The sequence below is a fragment of the Streptococcus oralis subsp. dentisani genome (genome assembly GCF_002096615.1).
Classification (GTDB): Bacteria; Bacillota; Bacilli; order Lactobacillales; family Streptococcaceae; genus Streptococcus; species Streptococcus oralis_U.
On the sequence record NZ_NCUX01000029.1, the window covers coordinates 13,883 to 32,659 of the forward strand.

The 18,777-nt window shown below is 37.3% G+C and carries 14 protein-coding genes, 1 pseudogene and 2 CRISPR repeat arrays; of the genes and pseudogenes, 3 read left to right on the forward strand and 12 right to left on the reverse strand.

Features of this window, described 5'->3' with window-relative positions; all coding sequences use genetic code 11:
* The first annotated feature begins 51 nt into the window (after window positions 1-51).
* Entirely contained in the window at window positions 52-1,539 is a 1,488-nt protein-coding gene (zwf, locus tag B7708_RS02780; protein WP_084973599.1) for a glucose-6-phosphate dehydrogenase, read from the forward strand.
* A 44-nt stretch (window positions 1,540-1,583) separates the two neighbouring features.
* Here zwf and ftsY read toward each other — a convergent pair whose 3' ends face one another.
* The 11 genes from ftsY to cas6 all read right to left on the reverse strand — a co-directional run bounded on the left by ftsY (window position 1,584) and on the right by cas6 (window position 15,219).
* On the reverse strand, window positions 1,584-2,822 hold the full coding sequence (ftsY, locus tag B7708_RS02785; RefSeq protein WP_084973601.1) for a signal recognition particle-docking protein FtsY: 1,239 nt from the start codon (window positions 2,820-2,822) through the stop codon (window positions 1,584-1,586).
* A gap of 3 nt (window positions 2,823-2,825) precedes the next feature.
* The gene (locus B7708_RS02790; protein WP_084973603.1) at window positions 2,826-3,644 is read right to left on the reverse strand and encodes a Cof-type HAD-IIB family hydrolase; all 819 of its coding nucleotides are present in this window, start codon (window positions 3,642-3,644) and stop codon (window positions 2,826-2,828) included.
* Entirely contained in the window at window positions 3,644-4,435 is a 792-nt protein-coding gene (locus B7708_RS02795) for a Cof-type HAD-IIB family hydrolase (protein ID WP_084973605.1), read from the reverse strand. The genes B7708_RS02790 and B7708_RS02795 overlap by 1 nt, the downstream gene beginning before the upstream one ends.
* 440 nt (window positions 4,436-4,875) lie before the next feature.
* Window positions 4,876-5,414: direct repeats of the CRISPR family, unit length 26 nt; unit sequence GTCTCAATTCCTTATAGGTAAGGTAT.
* A 118-nt stretch (window positions 5,415-5,532) separates the two neighbouring features.
* Window positions 5,533-7,008, reverse strand: coding sequence for a hypothetical protein (locus B7708_RS02800; RefSeq protein WP_084946124.1), 1,476 nt, complete (start codon window positions 7,006-7,008; stop codon window positions 5,533-5,535).
* Between the two features lie 86 nt (window positions 7,009-7,094).
* Window positions 7,095-8,133: direct repeats of the CRISPR family, unit length 25 nt; unit sequence GTCTCAATTCCTTATAGGTAAGGTA.
* Between the two features lie 277 nt (window positions 8,134-8,410).
* Complete coding sequence (cmr6, locus tag B7708_RS02805; RefSeq protein ID WP_084946125.1) at window positions 8,411-9,217, reverse strand: type III-B CRISPR module RAMP protein Cmr6; 807 nt, start codon at window positions 9,215-9,217, stop codon at window positions 8,411-8,413.
* Between the two features lie 2 nt (window positions 9,218-9,219).
* Complete coding sequence (locus tag B7708_RS02810) at window positions 9,220-9,633, reverse strand: hypothetical protein (RefSeq protein WP_084973607.1); 414 nt, start codon at window positions 9,631-9,633, stop codon at window positions 9,220-9,222.
* Window positions 9,634-9,643: 10 nt separating this feature from the next.
* Entirely contained in the window at window positions 9,644-10,327 is a 684-nt protein-coding gene (locus B7708_RS02815) for an RAMP superfamily CRISPR-associated protein (protein WP_084973609.1), read from the reverse strand.
* Between the two features lie 3 nt (window positions 10,328-10,330).
* The gene (locus B7708_RS02820) at window positions 10,331-11,608 is read right to left on the reverse strand and encodes a type III-B CRISPR module-associated Cmr3 family protein (protein ID WP_084973611.1); all 1,278 of its coding nucleotides are present in this window, start codon (window positions 11,606-11,608) and stop codon (window positions 10,331-10,333) included.
* Window positions 11,608-13,284: a type III-B CRISPR-associated protein Cas10/Cmr2 gene (cas10, locus tag B7708_RS02825; protein WP_084973613.1), complete on the reverse strand. Its 1,677-nt coding sequence runs from the start codon at window positions 13,282-13,284 to the stop codon at window positions 11,608-11,610. Before cas10 ends, B7708_RS02820 begins: the two co-directional genes overlap by 1 nt.
* Complete coding sequence (locus B7708_RS02830; RefSeq protein ID WP_084973615.1) at window positions 13,285-14,481, reverse strand: hypothetical protein; 1,197 nt, start codon at window positions 14,479-14,481, stop codon at window positions 13,285-13,287. It lies immediately after the preceding gene.
* A gap of 9 nt (window positions 14,482-14,490) precedes the next feature.
* Window positions 14,491-15,219 carry a CRISPR-associated endoribonuclease Cas6 gene (gene cas6 / locus B7708_RS02835; protein WP_084973617.1) on the reverse strand — a complete coding sequence of 243 codons (729 nt, stop codon included), beginning with the start codon at window positions 15,217-15,219 and terminating at the stop codon, window positions 14,491-14,493.
* A gap of 972 nt (window positions 15,220-16,191) precedes the next feature.
* Here cas6 and B7708_RS02840 point away from each other — a divergent pair.
* Window positions 16,192-16,590 (forward strand): annotated as a pseudogene (locus B7708_RS02840) (site-specific integrase); the annotation flags it as partial.
* A gap of 71 nt (window positions 16,591-16,661) precedes the next feature.
* Window positions 16,662-16,961, forward strand: a complete 300-nt coding sequence (locus B7708_RS02845) for a YbaB/EbfC family nucleoid-associated protein (RefSeq protein ID WP_061416779.1) — start codon at window positions 16,662-16,664, stop codon at window positions 16,959-16,961.
* Window positions 16,962-17,008: 47 nt separating this feature from the next.
* Here B7708_RS02845 and B7708_RS02850 read toward each other — a convergent pair whose 3' ends face one another.
* Window positions 17,009-18,772 carry a glycerophosphoryl diester phosphodiesterase membrane domain-containing protein gene (locus B7708_RS02850; protein ID WP_084973619.1) on the reverse strand — a complete coding sequence of 588 codons (1,764 nt, stop codon included), beginning with the start codon at window positions 18,770-18,772 and terminating at the stop codon, window positions 17,009-17,011.
* Window positions 18,773-18,777: the final 5 nt, after the last annotated feature.

An 18,777-nucleotide genomic window follows, 5' to 3' on the forward strand; every position in this document is an offset into this window, starting at 1 on the left:
AAATCTCATCCCTAGTCCAACTAGGAAAAAATATAGAAATTAGGTAGCTAGATGTCATCAAAGGTTATTGTTACAATTTTCGGTGCGAGTGGAGACTTAGCTAAACGCAAACTCTACCCTTCCCTTTTCAGACTCTATAAATCAGGCAATCTTTCTGAGCATTTTGCAGTTATCGGAACAGCCCGTAGACCTTGGAGTAAGGAATATTTTGAATCTGTAGTTGTCGAGTCCATCCTTGATTTGGCAGATAGTACCGAGCAAGCCCAAGAATTTGCTAGCCACTTCTACTATCAAAGCCATGATGTGAATGATACGGAACATTACATTGCTTTACGTCAATTACAAGCTGAGCTTGATGAGAAATACCAAGCGGACCACAACAAGCTCTTCTTCTTGTCTATGGCGCCTCAGTTCTTTGGGACCATTGCCAAGCACCTCAAATCTGAAAACATTGTAGATGGCAAAGGTTTTGAGCGCTTGATCGTTGAGAAACCATTTGGTACAGACTACGAAACAGCTAGCAAACTCAATGAAGATCTCCTTGCGGCCTTTGATGAGGAGCAAATCTACCGTATTGACCATTACCTGGGTAAAGAGATGATTCAGAGTATCTTTGCTGTTCGTTTTGCCAACATGATCTTTGAGAATGTTTGGAACCGTGAACATATCGATAATGTTCAAATTACCTTTGCTGAGCGCTTAGGAGTTGAGGAACGTGGTGGCTACTATGATGAATCTGGCGCCCTTCGTGATATGGTGCAAAACCATACTCTCCAACTCCTCTCTCTTCTAGCCATGGACAAACCAGCTAGCTTTACAAAAGATGAAATTCGCGCTGAAAAAATTAAGGTCTTTAAAAACCTCTATCATCCAACTGAGGAAGAATTGAAAGAACAGTTTATCCGTGGTCAGTACCGCTCTGGTAAAATCGATGGCATGAAATACATTTCCTATCGTAGCGAGCCAAACGTCGATCCTGAATCTACAACAGAAACCTTTGCATCTGGCGCCTTCTTTGTAGACAGCGATCGCTTCCGTGGTGTACCTTTCTTCTTCCGTACAGGGAAACGCCTGACCGAAAAAGGGACTCATGTCAATATCGTCTTTAAGCAAATGGAGTCTATCTTTGGAGAACCACTTGCTCCAAACATTTTGACAATCTATATCCAACCAACTGAAGGATTCTCTCTCAGCCTCAATGGGAAGCAAGTCGGTGAAGAATTTAACCTAGCACCAAGTTCTCTGGATTACCGTACAGATGCTACTGCTACTGGAGCCTCACCAGATCCATACGAGAAATTAATCTACGATGTCTTGAACAACAACTCAACCAATTTTAGCCACTGGGATGAGGTAAGTGCTTCTTGGAAATTGATTGACCGTATCGAAGAGCTCTGGGCTGAAAACGGTGCCCCACTTCATGACTATAAAGCAGGAAGTATGGGACCTCAAGCTAGCTTTGACTTACTTGAGAAGTATGGAGCCAAATGGACCTGGCAACCAGATATCGCCTATCGTGAAGATGGCCGTTTAGAATAGCAAAAATATCCTGCAAGATCGACTTGCAGGATATTTATTTTGTATTAAATCAAGCCTTCTAAGAGACCTTTCATAAAGTTTTCTGAGTTAAATTCCCCAATATCATCGATTTTTTCACCGAAACCAATCAATTTTACAGGTATATTAAGTTCTTCGCGGATAGCCAGAACAACACCACCACGGGCAGTTCCATCTATCTTAGTCAATACAATACCGGTAACAGGGGTAATTTTCGAAAATTCCTTAGCTTGTACCAAGGCATTCTGTCCAGTTGAAGCATCGAGTGCCAGGAAAGTTTCATGAGGTGCTTCAGGAACGACACGCTTGATAATGCGACCAATCTTTTCCAACTCGGCCATAAGGTTGTCCTTGTTTTGCAAACGACCTGCTGTATCAATCATGAGAATATCAATTCCTTCTGCTACAGCACGTTCCATGCCATCAAAGACCACACTTGCTGGATCAGCCTTTTCAGGCCCCGTCACAACAGGAACATCCACACGTCGACCCCATTCAGCTAGCTGGGCCACAGCACCCGCACGGAAGGTATCTGCCGCAACCAACATGACTTTCTTGCCAGCTTGTTTGTAACGATGAGCTAATTTCCCAATAGAGGTCGTCTTTCCAACACCGTTAACACCAACAAAGAGCATAACTGTCAAGCCATCTTGGAAATGGATTTGTTCATCGTAATTGCCGTCCTTCTCATATAGTTCGACCAATTTCTCGATAATGACACGGCGAAGCGCGTCAGGTTTCTTAGCATTTTCTAATTTGGCTTCATAGCGAAGCTCTTCTGTTAAGTTCGAAGCGACCTGCACACCAACGTCACTCATGATGAGCAGTTCTTCCAATTCTTCGAAAAAGTCTTCATCGACAGAACGGAAGTTAGCAAAGAAGGCATTCAAGCGTGCTCCGAATCCCGTCCGCGTTTTCTTGAGACTGCGGTCATATTTTTCCTGAACGGTTTCTTCAACTCGAGGATATTCTTCTTCTACTGCTTCAAAAGCTAGCTCTTCTCCAGTCTCTAGAGATTCTTGGCTCTCTTCTTCTAAAACTTCTTCAGGCTCTTGGCTTTGCTCTGGTTCAATCACTTCTTCTGTAGACACCTGAGGAGTTTCTTCGCCTTTTTCCCTTCCTGTCTCTTCCTGACTTGTTTCTTCGACAGCCGTTTGATTTTCTTCAACCTCTTCTGACAAATCAAGATTTTCCAGAGCTTCTTTTACAACATCTTCAATTTTTGGCTCTTCTTTTTTTCCGAATAGACGGTCAAATAATCCCATATTCTAGTCCTCCTTTAACACGTATTCTTTGATAGCCCAGGAAACGGCTTCTTCGTCGTTGGTCATCGGCGTAATGACATTGGCAACTGCCTTAACCGCAGGAACTGCATTTTGCATGGCAACTCCCAGACCTGCCCACTCAATCATAGAAAGGTCATTGGCCTCGTCCCCACAAGCCATGACTTGGCTTTGGTCGATTCCCAAGTGTTTAATTAATTTCGCTAAACCTGTTGCCTTGTGGACGTTTTTCGGTGACCATTCCAATAGCATTTCACGCGATTTGAAGATTTCATATTGGTCAAACAAATCTGGAGAAATCTGTTGAATCGCTGCATCCAAGGGTTCTTGGGCAAAGGCGGTCACGCATTTATTATAAGTTATCTGACTAGATAGCTCTTCAAAAGCGACTGGCACGAAAGTCAGAGCTGGATTAAACTTAGCATAGAGACTTTCTTGGTCCGACTGGATTTGATAGACTGTTCCTTCTGAAATGGCATCTAACGGCAAACCTAGTTTTTCAGTTTCCTCGTACAATCGTGTCACATCATCGATTGAAAAGACTGTTTTATCGAGAATCTCTCCTGTATTTTTCTGAACAAGCCCTCCATTAAAGGTGATGGTGTACTCATCCTCCTGACCATCAGTCCCTAGCTCATGGAGAAAGAAATCCATAGCCTTCAGAGGACGTCCCGTTGTCAGAACGACCTTGATGTCACGGTCACGCGCAGCTTTGAGGACCGCCTTGGTACGATCTGTCAGCTTTTTATCCGTTGTCAGCAAAGTACCGTCCAAATCCAGTGCAATCAATTTAATATCTGCCATTACAAACCCTCCATATAAGCCATCACTGATTGGTCCTTATGGTGGCCAATCACTGCTTCTGCTAATTCTAAAATTTCTGGTCGCGCATTTTCAGGAGCGATGGGGTGCCCCACTACCTGCATCATGTGAAGGTCATTGAGATTATCGCCAAAAGCCATAACCTGATCCATGGTCAGACCCAGTTTTTTTGCCAGCTCAACAATAGCTACACCCTTATCAACATAGTCCAAGACAATATCAATGGATTCAAAACCAGTTGTCATGGCTTTCACACCAGGAACATTTTCGTTGACCCAGGCCTCACCAACTTCTATCGTTTCTTCTGTGAAGTTGGTGGTGAATTTAAAAATCTCATCCGTGATATCTTCCAAACTCGCTACTTTTTGAATGTTTTCATTGTAGTGACGACTAAACATCAGATAGGTCTCATCCACTGTGTCTAATACGTAACAAGCTTTTTTCCCAGTCAGTAGCATTTTTCTTTCATCAAAATAAGGAGATTTCTTTAAAGCTTCAAAAGTGCTCAAGTAAAAGTCCCGAGACATAGTAGCCTCGTACATATCCTCTCCATGAAACTCAACATAACTCCCATTTTCAGCTATAAAAATCATTTCATCACGCACATCCGCAAATAGCTTTTTCAGCGACAAGATACCGCGACCCGAAGCCACTGCAAAATAAATCCCCTTTTCCTTGTAGGAAACAAGCAAGTTTTTGAGGCGTTCCATATCAAACCGCCCCTCTCCATCTAGAAAGGTTCCATCCATATCGGTTGCTACAAGTTTAATCATAAAATCCTTCATACTCCAATTGATAAATCTATCTTCTATTATACCATAGATAAGCTAAAAAAGGACTAGTACAGTAGGAGTGGCTGCTGGATAGCTGTTCTTTTTCGGTAAATGAAATAGAACAGAATGTTTTTAATTTAACCCAATAGACCAATAAATATTCGCAACACTATCACGAAGTAACAAAAAACTGACCAGCCATCTAACTTAAACTCTATACTATCATGGTTGAAACACGGAAAAAACTCTCCTACTAAGAGAGTTTTTCTTGATAATTTTTACAAAACAAAAAGCGAACAAATTCTCAGGCTTCCCAGCAGACAAGAATTTGCTCGCTTTTTTGGTGCCTTGGAGACAGACAAAGACACACGGACAATATTTTATAGGTAATCTAGAACTTAAAAACCATCAAAATCCACATAATTAAAATGAAAGACAGTGTCTCAATTCCTTATAGGTAAGGTATTACGTTGTAAACCGTATTAAAGAGTTGGTACGCTCTAACAAAGAAAAGTCTCAATTCCTTATAGGTAAGGTATAACGAAGTAACTATAACTGTAGTAAACAACATTCCTAAGTTTGAAACGTCTCAATTCCTTATAGGTAAGGTATTACAAAAAATCGATAATGTTGCTGCGTTGATAGACGCTTGGGTGTCTCAATTCCTTATAGGTAAGGTATAACTAAAGGTAAAACTGGAAATTACTCAATACATATAGCATCGTCTCAATTCCTTATAGGTAAGGTAGAACGAAAGGTGACTCAATTGTAATTGATTACACTCGTCTTTTCGATGGCAAACAGTCTCAATTCCTTATAGGTAAGGTAGAACCCTAAATCAGAAGACCCAACTAACTTCCCAGTATTCAGTATTGGTTCTCAATTCCTTATAGGTAAGGTATAACCTAATATCTTCCAGCTTTGAAAGATATTATCATGGCACGTGACGGAAAGTCTCAATTCCTTATAGGTAAGGTATAACAACAGTAATATCGCTGTTTCTATATTGATTTTATCAAAAAACAGGGCTTTTTTCAAGATTGCAAAATCTTAGGCACGCGCTTGTGATGAAGATCGTATGTCAAGATAATCTACATTTATTTTCGCTTTTTGAAATAGATAAAAGCAATTGTCAAAAGAGGAATAAGCAAAGTAAGCCAAGATGAATACGTCAGGCTCAGATTGCAAATCGTCAGACAGTGTTCCTGCAGTTCTTTGATATTCGGAATGATTGCTAATGCAATACTTAAAACGGTTAGTACTAATACTCTGTCATTCAATTTATTACTTGCTTCCGTCTGGCTGATATCATGCAGTTCTCTGATTTGACTATCTAGGAGATTGATATGCTTCTCGATATAGAGTGAGGTTTGCAGCAATTCGTAGATTTCAATCGCCTGCTCCTGCGGGCAAAGTTCCGGAAGCAGGTATTGATTTTTAAAGGTCGTGTAAGCCTTCTGCAGCTTTAGTTTATCAGAAACTCTAGCATTGACCCTATCCCCCGCATCCTTAGAATACTTCAGAATACCAATCCTCTGGCTGAGCGTAATCAAAGCCAAGTCCAGATATTCCGACAAAAAGTAACCTTTTAGGAAAAATTCAGGAAAAACAGAACCACTCATAAAAATCATGGAATGCTGGCTGGCCATATAAAGGCTTCCCTCAGCTGACCACCTCGTATAGAGAAGCTTTTCCAGCTCTGCCTTCAGCATATCTCGACTCAGACATGTTGAATCTCCCTTATCAACGTATAAAATACTAAAAAGAAGCTTCATCTTTTCTAAACTTTGATCCGAATCATCAAAATTCGCCCAATTCGCCGTTTTATAAATCAAGTCCTTTACATCAGGAACCATCATGTAGCTCACCACATACATGCGGTCATCAATGATGATCTCCAGATGAGGCTTAGACTCAAACTGCGAGATATCCTCTGGGAATATCGCTTCCTCAGGCAAGCCAAAGAAATCCTGTAAGATTTCTTTCGGAGCCGACATGATCCCATATGAAGAAATTAAGCCAGATGGCTGTGGAGCCTCATCAATTTTTTCGCTCTTAATCAGCTCAATATTATTAGGTGAGACTAAATCACACAGCAATGGAGTCAAAAAAGGAGCATAGAGATGACGACCATACTGGTTGATGTTTTTAATATCTTCCAATTTATCATAGAGACGATTTTCCATTGAGAAAATCAGGAAACCTGCTTCTAAATTTGGTAAATAACGAAGCATGATATAGTCAAGCGTCAGGTCATAACACTCAAGTTTGTTAATTTGATTATAATAAGAAATCCGATACACATCACCTTTTTCTAAGCCAGTATAAGCATAGTTTGTGACTAGCTCAGGATTGCGGAAAATCAGCTCCTCTGCTTCTTTATTAAAATATCGGCGATAAGCGTACTTTAATCGCTCGCTTTTTTCACCATCTTCTACGTTCAGATAGGGGAGTTCATTGGCATCTTGGCTGAGTTTCTTCCAATTGGAAGACTTCGGAAAAGACTCCAGCCCCTTGGCCGCAAAGGGCAAAACAAAGATATGGTGACTATATACAGATTGACTCTCAGACATAAACAACCTCCGATAAAGACATTCAACATGAAAGCACTTCCAATATACCACAAAAAACTTGCTCTCGCAAGTTTTTTCAGTTGAAGCAACCAATTCCTTATAGGTAAGGTATAACGATCAAGAGGAGCTAGAATATCTTCAAGGTATTCTAAATAAAGTCTCAATTCCTTATAGGTAAGGTATTACGTTCCAATGGAAGAACGAATTGCAGTCAAATCAGAATTGACGGCCTCAATTCCTTATAGGTAAGGTATTACGTAGTATTGCTATTTACACTCATTGGAATTTATCAGAAAAAAGTCTCAATTCCTTATAGGTAAGGTATTACGTGTATATGGATGTGAAGTATATGAAAATCCTGATAATGGATAGTCTCAATTCCTTATAGGTAAGGTATTACTCGACTACGATTTCTTCAACAAACCATTTAAAGTTCAAAACGTTGAGTCTCAATTCCTTTTAGGTAAGGTATTACGGGTTCCGAAAGAAAACATCGAAATCCCTAAGCCGAAGAAGGTCTCAATTCCTTATAGGTAAGGTATTACTATTCCGAGAAGGTGCTAGTAAATATCTTGGGACTCTAACGTCTCAATTCCCTATAGGTAAGGTATTACCTATTATATCACAAAGGAGACAGAGAGTGAGCAACTCAATTCCTTATAGGTAAGGTATAACGGAAGTAAACCCTTGGGTGGCTGAGAAAGTTATTCCACAAATGGAAGTCTCAATTCCTTATAGGTAAGGTATAACGACAAGAACAAGATCAAAGAAGATAAGATCCGTCCAATCATCAAAGAGTCTCAATTCCTTATAGGTAAGGTATAACCGGAGCGAAAATCACTACTGGCGCTAACATCACTCAAAGTGGCAAGTCTCAATTCCTTTTAGGTAAGGTAGAATACTCAACGTAACAAGAATGCACAAGCCTTTGCAGCAGCATTCAACGCGTCTCAATTCCTTATAGGTAAGGTAGAACAAAAACAGCTGGAAGTTGAATACCATAAGGCTTACGTTAAGGAAAAGTCTCAATTCCTTATAGGTAAGGTATAACATTCTAAGCACTATCAATCCGAATTGTATCGAATTTCATGATGAAATAAGTCTCAATTCCTTATAGGTAAGGTATAACAACAACAGCATTTTCGCTGTTTCTAGATTGATTGTATCAAAAAATAGGGCTTTTTTCAAGATTTCAATGAAAAAGTCGGTCGATCTTTTTTGTCCTAGCGCTCTTGCCAACTAAGATTGAACTCCTGTACGATAGCTAACTTCACTTGTTTCTAAGCTCTTTGTAAATACGTTCTTATATTCAGGCTCCTTAATATGAACAAACTCCTCTATACCCTTTCGAGCTATCTGAGTTGCGCGACTCCCTCAGATACGATTTGTAAATACCCTTCTGCTACTCTAACTGTCCGAAACCAACATTCGTTTTGGCGCCAATGCCTACATCAGTCAAGATAGTTTTAAATAACTCTATTTTTTCTTTAACCGTAATTTGAACTCCATCTGAAAGCTGACACTCATTCAGATAAAAGCCAAATTCAAAAGAGATTCCAGGCTTAACCTTCAGACAGTTGATTGGAATAGGACTCTTGATAATGTCACTATGAGGTGTAATGAATTCCAACGCTAAACACCGTTGCTTCGTTTTATTTTTAGAAGTTGGATAAGCATCTAAAAAGACATCATTATCTTCGAAAATATTATCTTTCAAGCCATAAACTTCTTCATCAGATAGTTCTGGTTTAAGAAGTGACTTAATATACTCCATCTTTTGCTGATTAATATCATCTTTGGCATCTTCTTTCCTAGGAAAGACGCTTTTCAGTACTCCTTTGACAGAGGAGCCAGGTATATAGGGTAGTCCCGTTACATAATCAAAAGAAAAGCCAGAATAAATAGAACCCTTTGATTTCAAATCATGGGGATTGCCAGTTCCTATCATGAGGCCAGGATAAATAGTTTCCAAAGAAAAGGTTTGGAAACTTGCTACACCTTTTGAAGCATTTTTCAAATGCTCCAGAGGTGATAGAGAAAGGTCAAATTTAAAATCCTGCAAAGCCATATTTCTATCACGAAATTGCTCCTCACTAGATGGTGATCCACCCAGTTCATAAACTAGACCTGATGGTTCCTTCCGCTCCTCTAATCCTTCAAAATATTCATGATAGTAGATATAAGACATGTTTTTTGAATTAAACATCATCCTTACCCTCCATTTTTCTCGTCTTCCTTGACTTTTTGATCTTTTGACTCAATTTCAAACAAGTTTAACCCTAGTTTGATCGCAATGGCTGCATGCAATACATCCTCTTTAATAGCGAAACTCTCATTATCATTTCTGAACGATGTCACATACTCAAACAAGGTGGTGGCCGTAATAGCTGTGTTTTCTTTCTTCAATACTTCCAAAATCATAACAGGTAGCTTGGTACGATCTTCTTTGGCATTTTTTGATGCAGCCGAATAGTAGGCAACAGCCGCTGGGAGGCTTCCCATAGTAACTGCCGCTCCAAAAGAAGCGATATATCCTCGAAACTCATTTGGAATTGGTTCCGTAAGCTCTTTTTTAATCACCTCAACAGCAATAGGAAGCAATTGATTTATTCTGTTCTTATCCATTGTTTGCTCCTTATTTATTTCCTGAAATCACTTTAATAACCTTGCAAAGTCCATAACCTACGGAAGCATTTGCACCAAACTGGATGATTTTTTCTCTCACCGACTCTGTAAACACATCTAAAAGCTCATCTGCCTCACTGGTTGATGCCACCACCGCAAAATAGAAAATCGATTTGTGGGGCACAACCTCCTCATACCACAAATTAGTTTGTTCTCCGACACTATTCCGAGCAATTACTGGTAAACCATATTTTTCGTAGCAAGAATTATCTACGTCCAGAGTTATCTCCTCATCTCCGCCCTTTATATCTTCTATTGAAACATCTTCTAATTGAAAATTTTTAAGCATTTGCTTGAAATCTTCACAGGCTGTTTTCGGAGCATGTATTGAATAGGGTTTATCATCGCCACTTATCGAACGAATTGGCAGAGCTAGTAGATTCGCGCTAAGAAATTTTAATGCTCCTGAAGTAGTAACCTTACTATTTTCCGAACCGAATATTTCATTAATATTCGATAACTTATTTTCTTCAAAGAAGGCCCTCAGAGCACCTTTAACACCTGAGGAGTTAATCGTCGGGAATCCCGTCACAACATCTCGCTCCACTTCGTTATCAATGATGTTAAAATTAACATCTCCATTGCCAACATGCAAATTTGTTAAACATTCAATGACAAAAATTTTTGCTTTCATTTTTTACTCCTTACTTCCTGTAATCTTATAAATAGTATTATAGCCTGCTGACTCTAAACCGATTTTTAATGAAATAGCATCATCACCATAAAAGACACTCCCTGCCTTATAAAGAAGGCTAGTTCCTTGTAAATCAAGTCCTTTTAGACGATTTTCACTAAGGTCTGTGTAAAGCTGGCGAACTAATTTTTCCTCTAAAATTGCAAAGCTTTGAACATCATCTACCAGGCACACATCTGATAAGCAGTATTGCCAAGTCTGACCTTGTCGAGTATGCTTCTGGAAATGCTCTGTGATTTCACTTTCTAAATTATTTTCCGATTCTTCTACAGAAACCTTGAAGAGGGTACCTTTCTGCCCCATAGGAACGATACCATCTTTTAATATGATACCATCCTTAACCTTTACATAGACAGCAAATTCATAGTCTTTCTGTAGCTGATGTACCTCTCGCTTAAATAGACGGTCAGCATCAAAATTTTTGATTAGTTTTTCTAATTCTTCTTGAAAGTTATTTTTTTTCTTTTTGTTGTGCTTTTCTAACCAATCCATAAAATCATCTATAAACTCGGTTAAACTAAGATTGCTATTCCTATCTAAATTAGAAACTTCCTGTTTCATATCTTCATTCACAAACGACTTACACAATTCTCGAAGATTTTGCCTCAGTTTCCCCAGATCATTCTGCGTAACACGCCTTACACCAGTCGCTACCTTAGTTCTAAATATGTCTTCGGTTGTCTCTAAACGACCTGTGTTAATATTGTAATAGCCATCCCCATGCCCTTCTTTAGGATTATATTCCTTAGATTTAGGCAGAGCGATTTCACCAAAACTAGTTGGCAGTGTAATTTCTTCCTCTAGTATCATTGGTTCAAACTGAGCAATCCCCTCTCTCCCCTGCTTGTTGTTAAAAGGATTTGGTATGACGACTTCCTTACTATTTTTACGCAAAAAGATTGGAGAGATTTTTTCTAATTTTCCGAAACTTTGTACACCTCCATTTAGAGAAAAGCTCTTCTCTCCGATTAGAGCTTTGATTTTATCTCGCGTATTCTCATCATACTGAAAATCCTGCTTCAGATCAATCCCATTGCTGACTAAGATAAGATAGCGTATCATCCCAAAGACTGTGGACTGTTCAGGAACGCGATTAGTGCGGATAAAATAAGGAGCGTATTCATCCTCCGAATAGTTATTTTTACCGACAAAGCTAAAGCGTCTGTCTGAACCAAAAGAATAATCTCCCAGCGGTTTAAAAGTCACAAGATATTCTGTCATCACTTGCCTCCCTGCCAAAACTTCACCAAAAATAAAATAGCCTGTAACTCTTTAGTATAGAATTCCCCTATACTTATGTTTCGTTTTGTACAAACCCCATCAACCTTTACTTTCGTATCTGGCTTATGATACTCTTTCAAATAGTTGTCATAGAAACATTTAGCTATTTCGTCAAGATAACTATGATAAGACAACTGGTTTGGATTGTTAAAGTTATTCAGAAACCTCATTTTATATTCTTGAAAGTCAAATACATTCTGTGCGGTCTTCTCAAATAACAACTTAAAAATAATTTCTGTATCCTGTAGATTATAGAGGACCGATTCCAGTGCTTGATCGTTCGTAGTTGCTCGATAGTTTATTAGATTATCAATCATCTCTAACTTATCGTTTTCTACCATCAATTGAACTGTTTTTCCGCTGTGTTTTACCAACTCTATCCCTAGACGATTACCTCCACTGATTTTACTACCATTCAGACGTTTACCACAACTCTCTTTAGCCTTATAAAGTTGAACTCTAGCTCTTTCCAGCGCTTCATATAGAGGATATTTGACATACTGAACAGCAACACCAAAAGACAAGCTGACATTGATGCTTTCATCTGGCAGATTTACTTCTTCCAGACCTTTTTTCAATGTTTTTTTGAACATTTCGTCCAATTCACTACATATTTTCAATGTTTTTTTGAACATTTCGTCCAATTCACTACATAAGGAAAAAATAGAGTGAACAGGAGCGATAAACAGTAAATCATCCCCACCAGCATAAATAGTCATCCCGCCATAATCTCCGACAAGCTTAGCCGCTTCACCAGCATAGTCTAAACAAGCCTTCGAAAAACTATTTATCCTCTCAGATTGTTCAGAAATATCTACATATCTACATAAAGCTTTCAAAAGAGTTCCGACCTTATCTCCATCTGAATTAACGACTGCATAGTATTCGCTTCTGGTCGGTGCTACCTCACCATCAGGAATCTCTTCAGAGGAGTTTTCCTCTTTCTTTCGAGATAGAGCAATGTCTTCAATTGATTTTAAATCGGAACTATCATCTGGATGTTTTATAAACAACTGACTATTTGGTTTGGTATCTGTAAATAGCTTACTTTCTTTAATATAGATATTCCGATTGCCTTTCTTGCCTGCAAAGAACGAAGCAAATAAGTTCATATCTGTTCTTCCCTTACCCGCTGCCATCAGCTCCAGCGCATCCAAAGCATCATTCAGTATTATAGCTATGTTATTTCCAGATTTTCCACTTTTTCCTATAATTTCGTTTATAGTTCCTTCATTAAGAAGAACAAAATCAATTCTCAGATAATTGTTAATAAAATTCTCAATCTGCCCTGAATTAAACTTTCCAAATTTCTCAGCCATTTCCTTCTTCACCGCTGAAATTATCTTCTGTAATTTTTCCTCAGTTACTGTATTATCATCAATTGAAAATAAAATCCGATCATGGTAACGACCAATACCATCTTCTTGTGGATTTTGATTACTATTAGAGTCATAAAACGGTGAAAAAATCTTGACATTTGGAATCCCAACAAGTTTTTCACAGAGCGTCTTTGTTACCGTTGAGAAAAAATAACTGCCAAACCACAAACCTGCCGGAGAGATCGCCTCTCCAATGGTTTTAAAAATCGGACCGATTGTTATACCTACATATTTCATTTATTCATCTCCTTTGGGGTGGTATTTAACTATTTGTGGACCTTTGATTTTATTCACTTCTTTATTATAATAACTAACGGCCTCTTCTAAAAAATCTTCTAAACAAAATTCATTTGAATCTGGAGTGTATAATTCTAGTTCCTCTGATTTAACTTTCGGATCGATACCGTTACTATTCTTCACATCCTTACCAAGTTCATAAGTGAAAATAAATTTTTGGTTCCATATCTGCTCGTCAATTTGTTTAGGAATAATATAAATAATCTTATTAATAACCTTAAACGTTAAAGGAGAAGGGAAACGTTCGATAGTTTCATCAGCATGTGAAATTTTAATATTCACATCAACTGCACCACCTTTTTGCCTTCTTTGATCCTTAAAAGCAAAGGAAGAAGATAGACCAAGCAATGCTCTAACGTAACACTCTTTATGGCTATTAATTTTGGGTTCCTGTTTTACTTTGTTTTGATTTGAAGCGTATGGATGATCTATTATTTCTGTTTTTAAAACAGCTTTTTCATTTTTTATTCCCTTCTCATTCATATGTATAAACAAAAAACCTTTTATATATTCCTTATGATTAATCCCTCCTTTAATAATCTTATAGAAGTTTTCAATAATCCTAAAAATCTTTTTTATTGCTTCAAACTTAGCTAACTTTCCAACTAGCTTATTACAATCTATCTTATATAATGTTTTTAAGCCAAACTCTTCCATTAAGATTTTTTCAATATTTTCTTGCTCAACCTGATCATTTTTCTCAGAATCAATTGTGAAATTACCATATCCTTTTCCTTGGGCAGCTCCAAAATTTGTCACTATGAAAAAGTTTTTGATATGCTTAACTATCAATTTCTGAAGAATAGGATCAAAACAAGTAATGACTATTCTTGGATTAGTTATGACCATTCTTTTTTGGTCCTTAGCATAATAGAGAGGGATATCAACATATTCATCTGCAACTTTTTCATCTATCACCTCTTTCTTTTTTTCTATAAACTTCATCTTATAAGGTAACAGTTCATAGGTTGCAAGTTCCTCTGGTTCCTTCGTCCAAAGATATTTATCAAATTTCGGCTTCACTTCACTAGCTCTAAGAGTAGCCCCTTTAGCATTCGTACTAGGCTGGAAATGAATGATTGGCGCATGACATTTTAAGTCAAGTTCTAACTTACAATTCCTAAATTCCATATCCATTTTATCCTCCTATTCTTTAATTACAAACATTCCGAATCCCATCGAATTCTTCTCACCAAGCCCAACTTGATAGAGGAAATCCAATACCTCCGCATCTCCTCTTATCTCAAATTCTCCTTTCCAACCCGTTATGAGATAGTCTTTGTATTTGGTAACAAATTTATTCTTTAAAGAAAAATTTATCGGCTCTATATCAAATCTACCTGTCGGTACTTTATGATAATAAGCTTGATATTTCCTCGCAAAATTCTCCATGATTCTGTTCTTAAATTCCGTATCAAACGGATTGTAATACAATGTTTTTTTGGTGTCAGCATCTGTAGAACGAACCACCAAGGGAGAAATCATCCGAATCTTATAAGAAGTCCCCGTTAATTTCTTCTGTTCAATTTTTACATTTAAAATTTTTACAAGGTTTCGACCAATTCGCAATTCATCTAGATTTGACAAAGCCTCTGCAATAGTGAATAAAATGGATTGATCAATCGTTCTAATTTCAAAACGCACCTTATCAAGAAACTCTATTTGTTTTCCTCGCATTTTATATTGACCTTGCAACAATGAAAATGTAAACAACTTAAAATGTTTATCCTCTAACTGATAGCCCCTCTCATGAAGTTGCGCAGATAAGTCTTCCTTATTTTTCAATAAATTATAAATCATCGATTGAAGAAGGTAATTATAGTTTACTGGCAAGATAAACTGATCAATTTTTTGCAGTTCAATTAATAATTGCATCCTAGATTCCTCCCTGAATTAATACACATCTTCTTATATTATAGATATTACAAAATTTTGTAACCGCTGTCAAATTATATTGTTACATTTTATCATCTTAAATCAACTGTGAAATCACTGCTTGCTCTTCAAATCAAATAAATAGTGCTACAACTTGTTGATACCAATAATTCAGGATTCAAAAATATTGCAGTAGATTTAGCTAATACAAAATTAAAATAGACGAGAATAACTTAGCAGTTATTTCAGATTGAAGAAAAAGTCTATTTTGGACAATTTGCTAGTGAGTCATCGTATTCAACATTCAAATGATGATAAAGACTTTCCACACGGTAATAGCAGTTTTGAATCATTTTATACAACAATCAGTATTAAGCATAAAGGCTTCAAAACTAATACGCTTACATTCTCCAATACATAGATGTTTTCTATAATTCACGAATAGACTTAGTAAATCGGATTATCCTCATCAGAGTTATTTTGAATAATAAATTGTTTAGTTACCTAAACTTCTTCATTAAAAGGTGACTAGTTTTCCAAAAATGTGTTTAGAATATAGACAAAATGCATGTTTTGCTCTTGTTACAAATGGAAGAATGAACGAACTAGTTTGTGAAGCTTTATATAATTTATAATAATAAAAGAATTGGACGTATTTCAGTAAGTTCTATTGGGGAAAATTTGGCTTTTCAATAGAGTTCAAAAATGATATAATCAATAGTGTACTTCAATGATACTGTCTCAACCAAAGCTAGTAAGTTAATATTAGCCACGATTTCAGTAAACTGACAGGTGAGAGAATATGTCATAGAAAGCGAGGGAACCTCCACAAGAGTAAAGTCCAAGTAATACGAATCTAAGTATAGACTTCATAGCTTAACCAAGTAACATTTAAAATATCTGTTGAGTATCTTTGTGAGATTTCTACGTAAGAAAATATTTTAAAAGAGGATAAGCGTGGTGCTTTTTATACGTCGAATTTACATTCATAAAGAATTCGTTCAAGAACTAACGCAATGGAAAGAAAAACAAGCTCACCTATTAGTAGAGTTTACGGACAATACAGAAAACTTACAAATCTTTCAAGACAGTCCTTTACAACTGACTACTCCAATGGTTTCTAATCAAAAGATTAAATCGAAAAAAAGAATGCCTGCGTCATTAAAAATGATTCGTAATCACGATTTCCGACACTCACATGCAGCATTTCTAGTTTCAAAAGGACTCAGAAACGGTGAGGGAAAAGATTATATATTTTTTACACTTATGAAACGACTTGGACACAGTAGCATTAATACAACTATTAACATCTACTCGCACCTATTCCCAACTCAACAAAAAGAAGTTGCCAATGCTTTTGACAACTTCTAGGGCAAAAAATGGCAAAAAAATTTATAAAACAAGGCTCAAAGCCTTGATACGAAAGGAATCTTAAAAATCTTATGATGAATATGCAAAACATGATGCGCCAAGCACAAAAACTTCAAAAACAAATGGAACAAAGTCAAGCAGAACTCGCTGCTATGCAATTTGTTGGAAAATCTGCTCAAGACCTTGTCCAAGCAACTTTAACTGGAGACAAAAAGGTGGTCAGCATTGACTTTAACCCAGCAGTTGTAGATCCAGAAGACCTAGAAACCTTGTCTGATATGACCGTTCAAGCCATCAACGCTGCTCTAGAACAAATCGACGAAACGACTAAGAAAAAATTAGGTGCTTTCGCTGGAAAATTACCATTCTAATCACCTACAGAAAAAGGAGGAAGGTTCACTTCTCCTTTTTTTCTCTGTTAGAAATTAAAGAACTCCGTAGCTTTTTTCAAAAGGAGATCGGTGTATTCTGGATCTTCCTGAGCTGCTGCTAAAGTCTCTTGTAGCATCTCCATGTCATCTGTAATCATCCCATCCACTGACAACTGCAACGATTTATCAAGTGCGTCAGAGCTATTGATGGTCCATACGTAAAGCTTTTGTTCTGTATACCAAAGTTTAGTAACAAAATATTCATCCAATGTTGAATACTCCATGGTATAGCCAGTTGCCTTGGTTTTTGGGAAAATACTATTATAAGGCAAGATGAAATAAGCTGGAATAGTCGAATCATATTTCAAAACTTGGTCAATCACATGATAGTCTAGTGATTGCATCTGATGACCATACTGCTTGATAATCGTTCCATACTTCTCTAGAAAACGTTCCATCATTTGTGGACTATCTTTTTTACTGGTTTTAATTTCAATCAACAATCTTTGATGAAGTTCATTCGCGCGATTGAGATAGTCATCAAAACTAGATATTTTGGTTCGATAGCCATTTTCAGAAATATCTAACCCTGTCAACTCCTCCAAAGTCAAGTCTTGAGGTCTGGCATTGATACCTGCTAAGTTCTTAAGATTGGCGTCATGCATCATCACAAACTGACCATCTTTGGTCTCCTGTACATCCATTTCAATCAAATCTGGTTTCAGTTGCGCTGTTTTTTCCAAAGACTGTACAGTGTTTTGTACACCATTTTTATTTGAAACGCCCCTATGTGAAATGACTAAAGGGGTATTTGTCACAGGAGCTTCCAAATAGATATAACCTTCCAGCGCAAAAAAGATACTAGCGCAGCCCATAACTCCCCATCTCATCAAATGATCTTTTTTTCTTCTTGGCATAATCTCCAGTTCCTCACCTGTCAAAAAGGAGACAAACTTAACAAGGAAATAGGTCAAGGCCATATAGTGGATATTTTTTATCAAGACAAAGTTGATAACTCCAAGAATCAGTGATTCTTTCTGTGTTAAATTGTCAATTACAATCTGTCCTATTAGCAAGGGAGTCAAGAGAAGGAAGAAAAAGAGATAGGTTTTAATAATAATGAGTAGCAAGTTCCAAGCATAAAAGAGAACTTGTTTTTTTGTCTTTTGTAGGCTATATTTTACTCCTTCTCTCACAGTCCTCTTTTCAAAGAGAATCTTCGGAAGGGCAAACATAAGTCGGACAGACACATAGAGCAAAATCCAAGCAGATGCAAAAATCATCAAGCCCACTAGCCAGTACTTGTCTTCCAGATAAGTCACAATAAAGTCTGGAATAACGATTTTATTTAAGTAATAAATTTTTAAAATTTTCCTGATGAAAGGAAAGAGCATGGCTACGTAGAAGAATAGAAAAGCCATCTTACAGAAGCTCAAGCGTTTCATGAACAGAAAACTTTGCTGGAAAACTTTGCGACTGTACTCAATCAAGGTTCTCTTTTCGTGGTAGAGAAGGTGACGCGCCCCAATAAAGAGGAGGCAAATCTGGAAATAGGCCACCAAAAGATTGATTACAATCAAGACGAGAAAGGCCAGACTGATTAAAGGAGAACTCGTGATAATGGCAAAAATATTATTGTAAGAAATAAACAAATAGCCCGTCTGGCTGAGTAAAAGACCAGCAAGAAAAGAATTGAGAGGTAACCACAGATATTCCACCATCATGAAAATTAAGAAAAAGAGGAAGAGAACTTTATCTAGGTTGAGGTAAATTTTCCTAAAACCTAGTTTTTTAGGTTTTTCAGGTTTCATAGGCA

Coding starts and splice junctions, on each gene's coding strand:
- zwf (WP_084973599.1), top strand. CDS start 52: ATGTCATCAAAGGTTATTGTTACAATTTTCGGTGCGAGTGGAGACTTA.
- ftsY (WP_084973601.1), bottom strand. CDS start 2,822: ATGGGATTATTTGACCGTCTATTCGGAAAAAAAGAAGAGCCAAAAATT.
- B7708_RS02790 (WP_084973603.1), bottom strand. CDS start 3,644: ATGGCAGATATTAAATTGATTGCACTGGATTTGGACGGTACTTTGCTG.
- B7708_RS02795 (WP_084973605.1), bottom strand. CDS start 4,435: ATGATTAAACTTGTAGCAACCGATATGGATGGAACCTTTCTAGATGGA.
- B7708_RS02800 (WP_084946124.1), bottom strand. CDS start 7,008: ATGTCTGAGAGTCAATCTGTATATAGTCACCATATCTTTGTTTTGCCC.
- cmr6 (WP_084946125.1), bottom strand. CDS start 9,217: ATGATGTTTAATTCAAAAAACATGTCTTATATCTACTATCATGAATAT.
- B7708_RS02810 (WP_084973607.1), bottom strand. CDS start 9,633: ATGGATAAGAACAGAATAAATCAATTGCTTCCTATTGCTGTTGAGGTG.
- B7708_RS02815 (WP_084973609.1), bottom strand. CDS start 10,327: ATGAAAGCAAAAATTTTTGTCATTGAATGTTTAACAAATTTGCATGTT.
- B7708_RS02820 (WP_084973611.1), bottom strand. CDS start 11,608: ATGACAGAATATCTTGTGACTTTTAAACCGCTGGGAGATTATTCTTTT.
- cas10 (WP_084973613.1), bottom strand. CDS start 13,284: ATGAAATATGTAGGTATAACAATCGGTCCGATTTTTAAAACCATTGGA.
- B7708_RS02830 (WP_084973615.1), bottom strand. CDS start 14,481: ATGGATATGGAATTTAGGAATTGTAAGTTAGAACTTGACTTAAAATGT.
- cas6 (WP_084973617.1), bottom strand. CDS start 15,219: ATGCAATTATTAATTGAACTGCAAAAAATTGATCAGTTTATCTTGCCA.
- B7708_RS02845 (WP_061416779.1), top strand. CDS start 16,662: ATGATGAATATGCAAAACATGATGCGCCAAGCACAAAAACTTCAAAAA.
- B7708_RS02850 (WP_084973619.1), bottom strand. CDS start 18,772: ATGAAACCTGAAAAACCTAAAAAACTAGGTTTTAGGAAAATTTACCTC.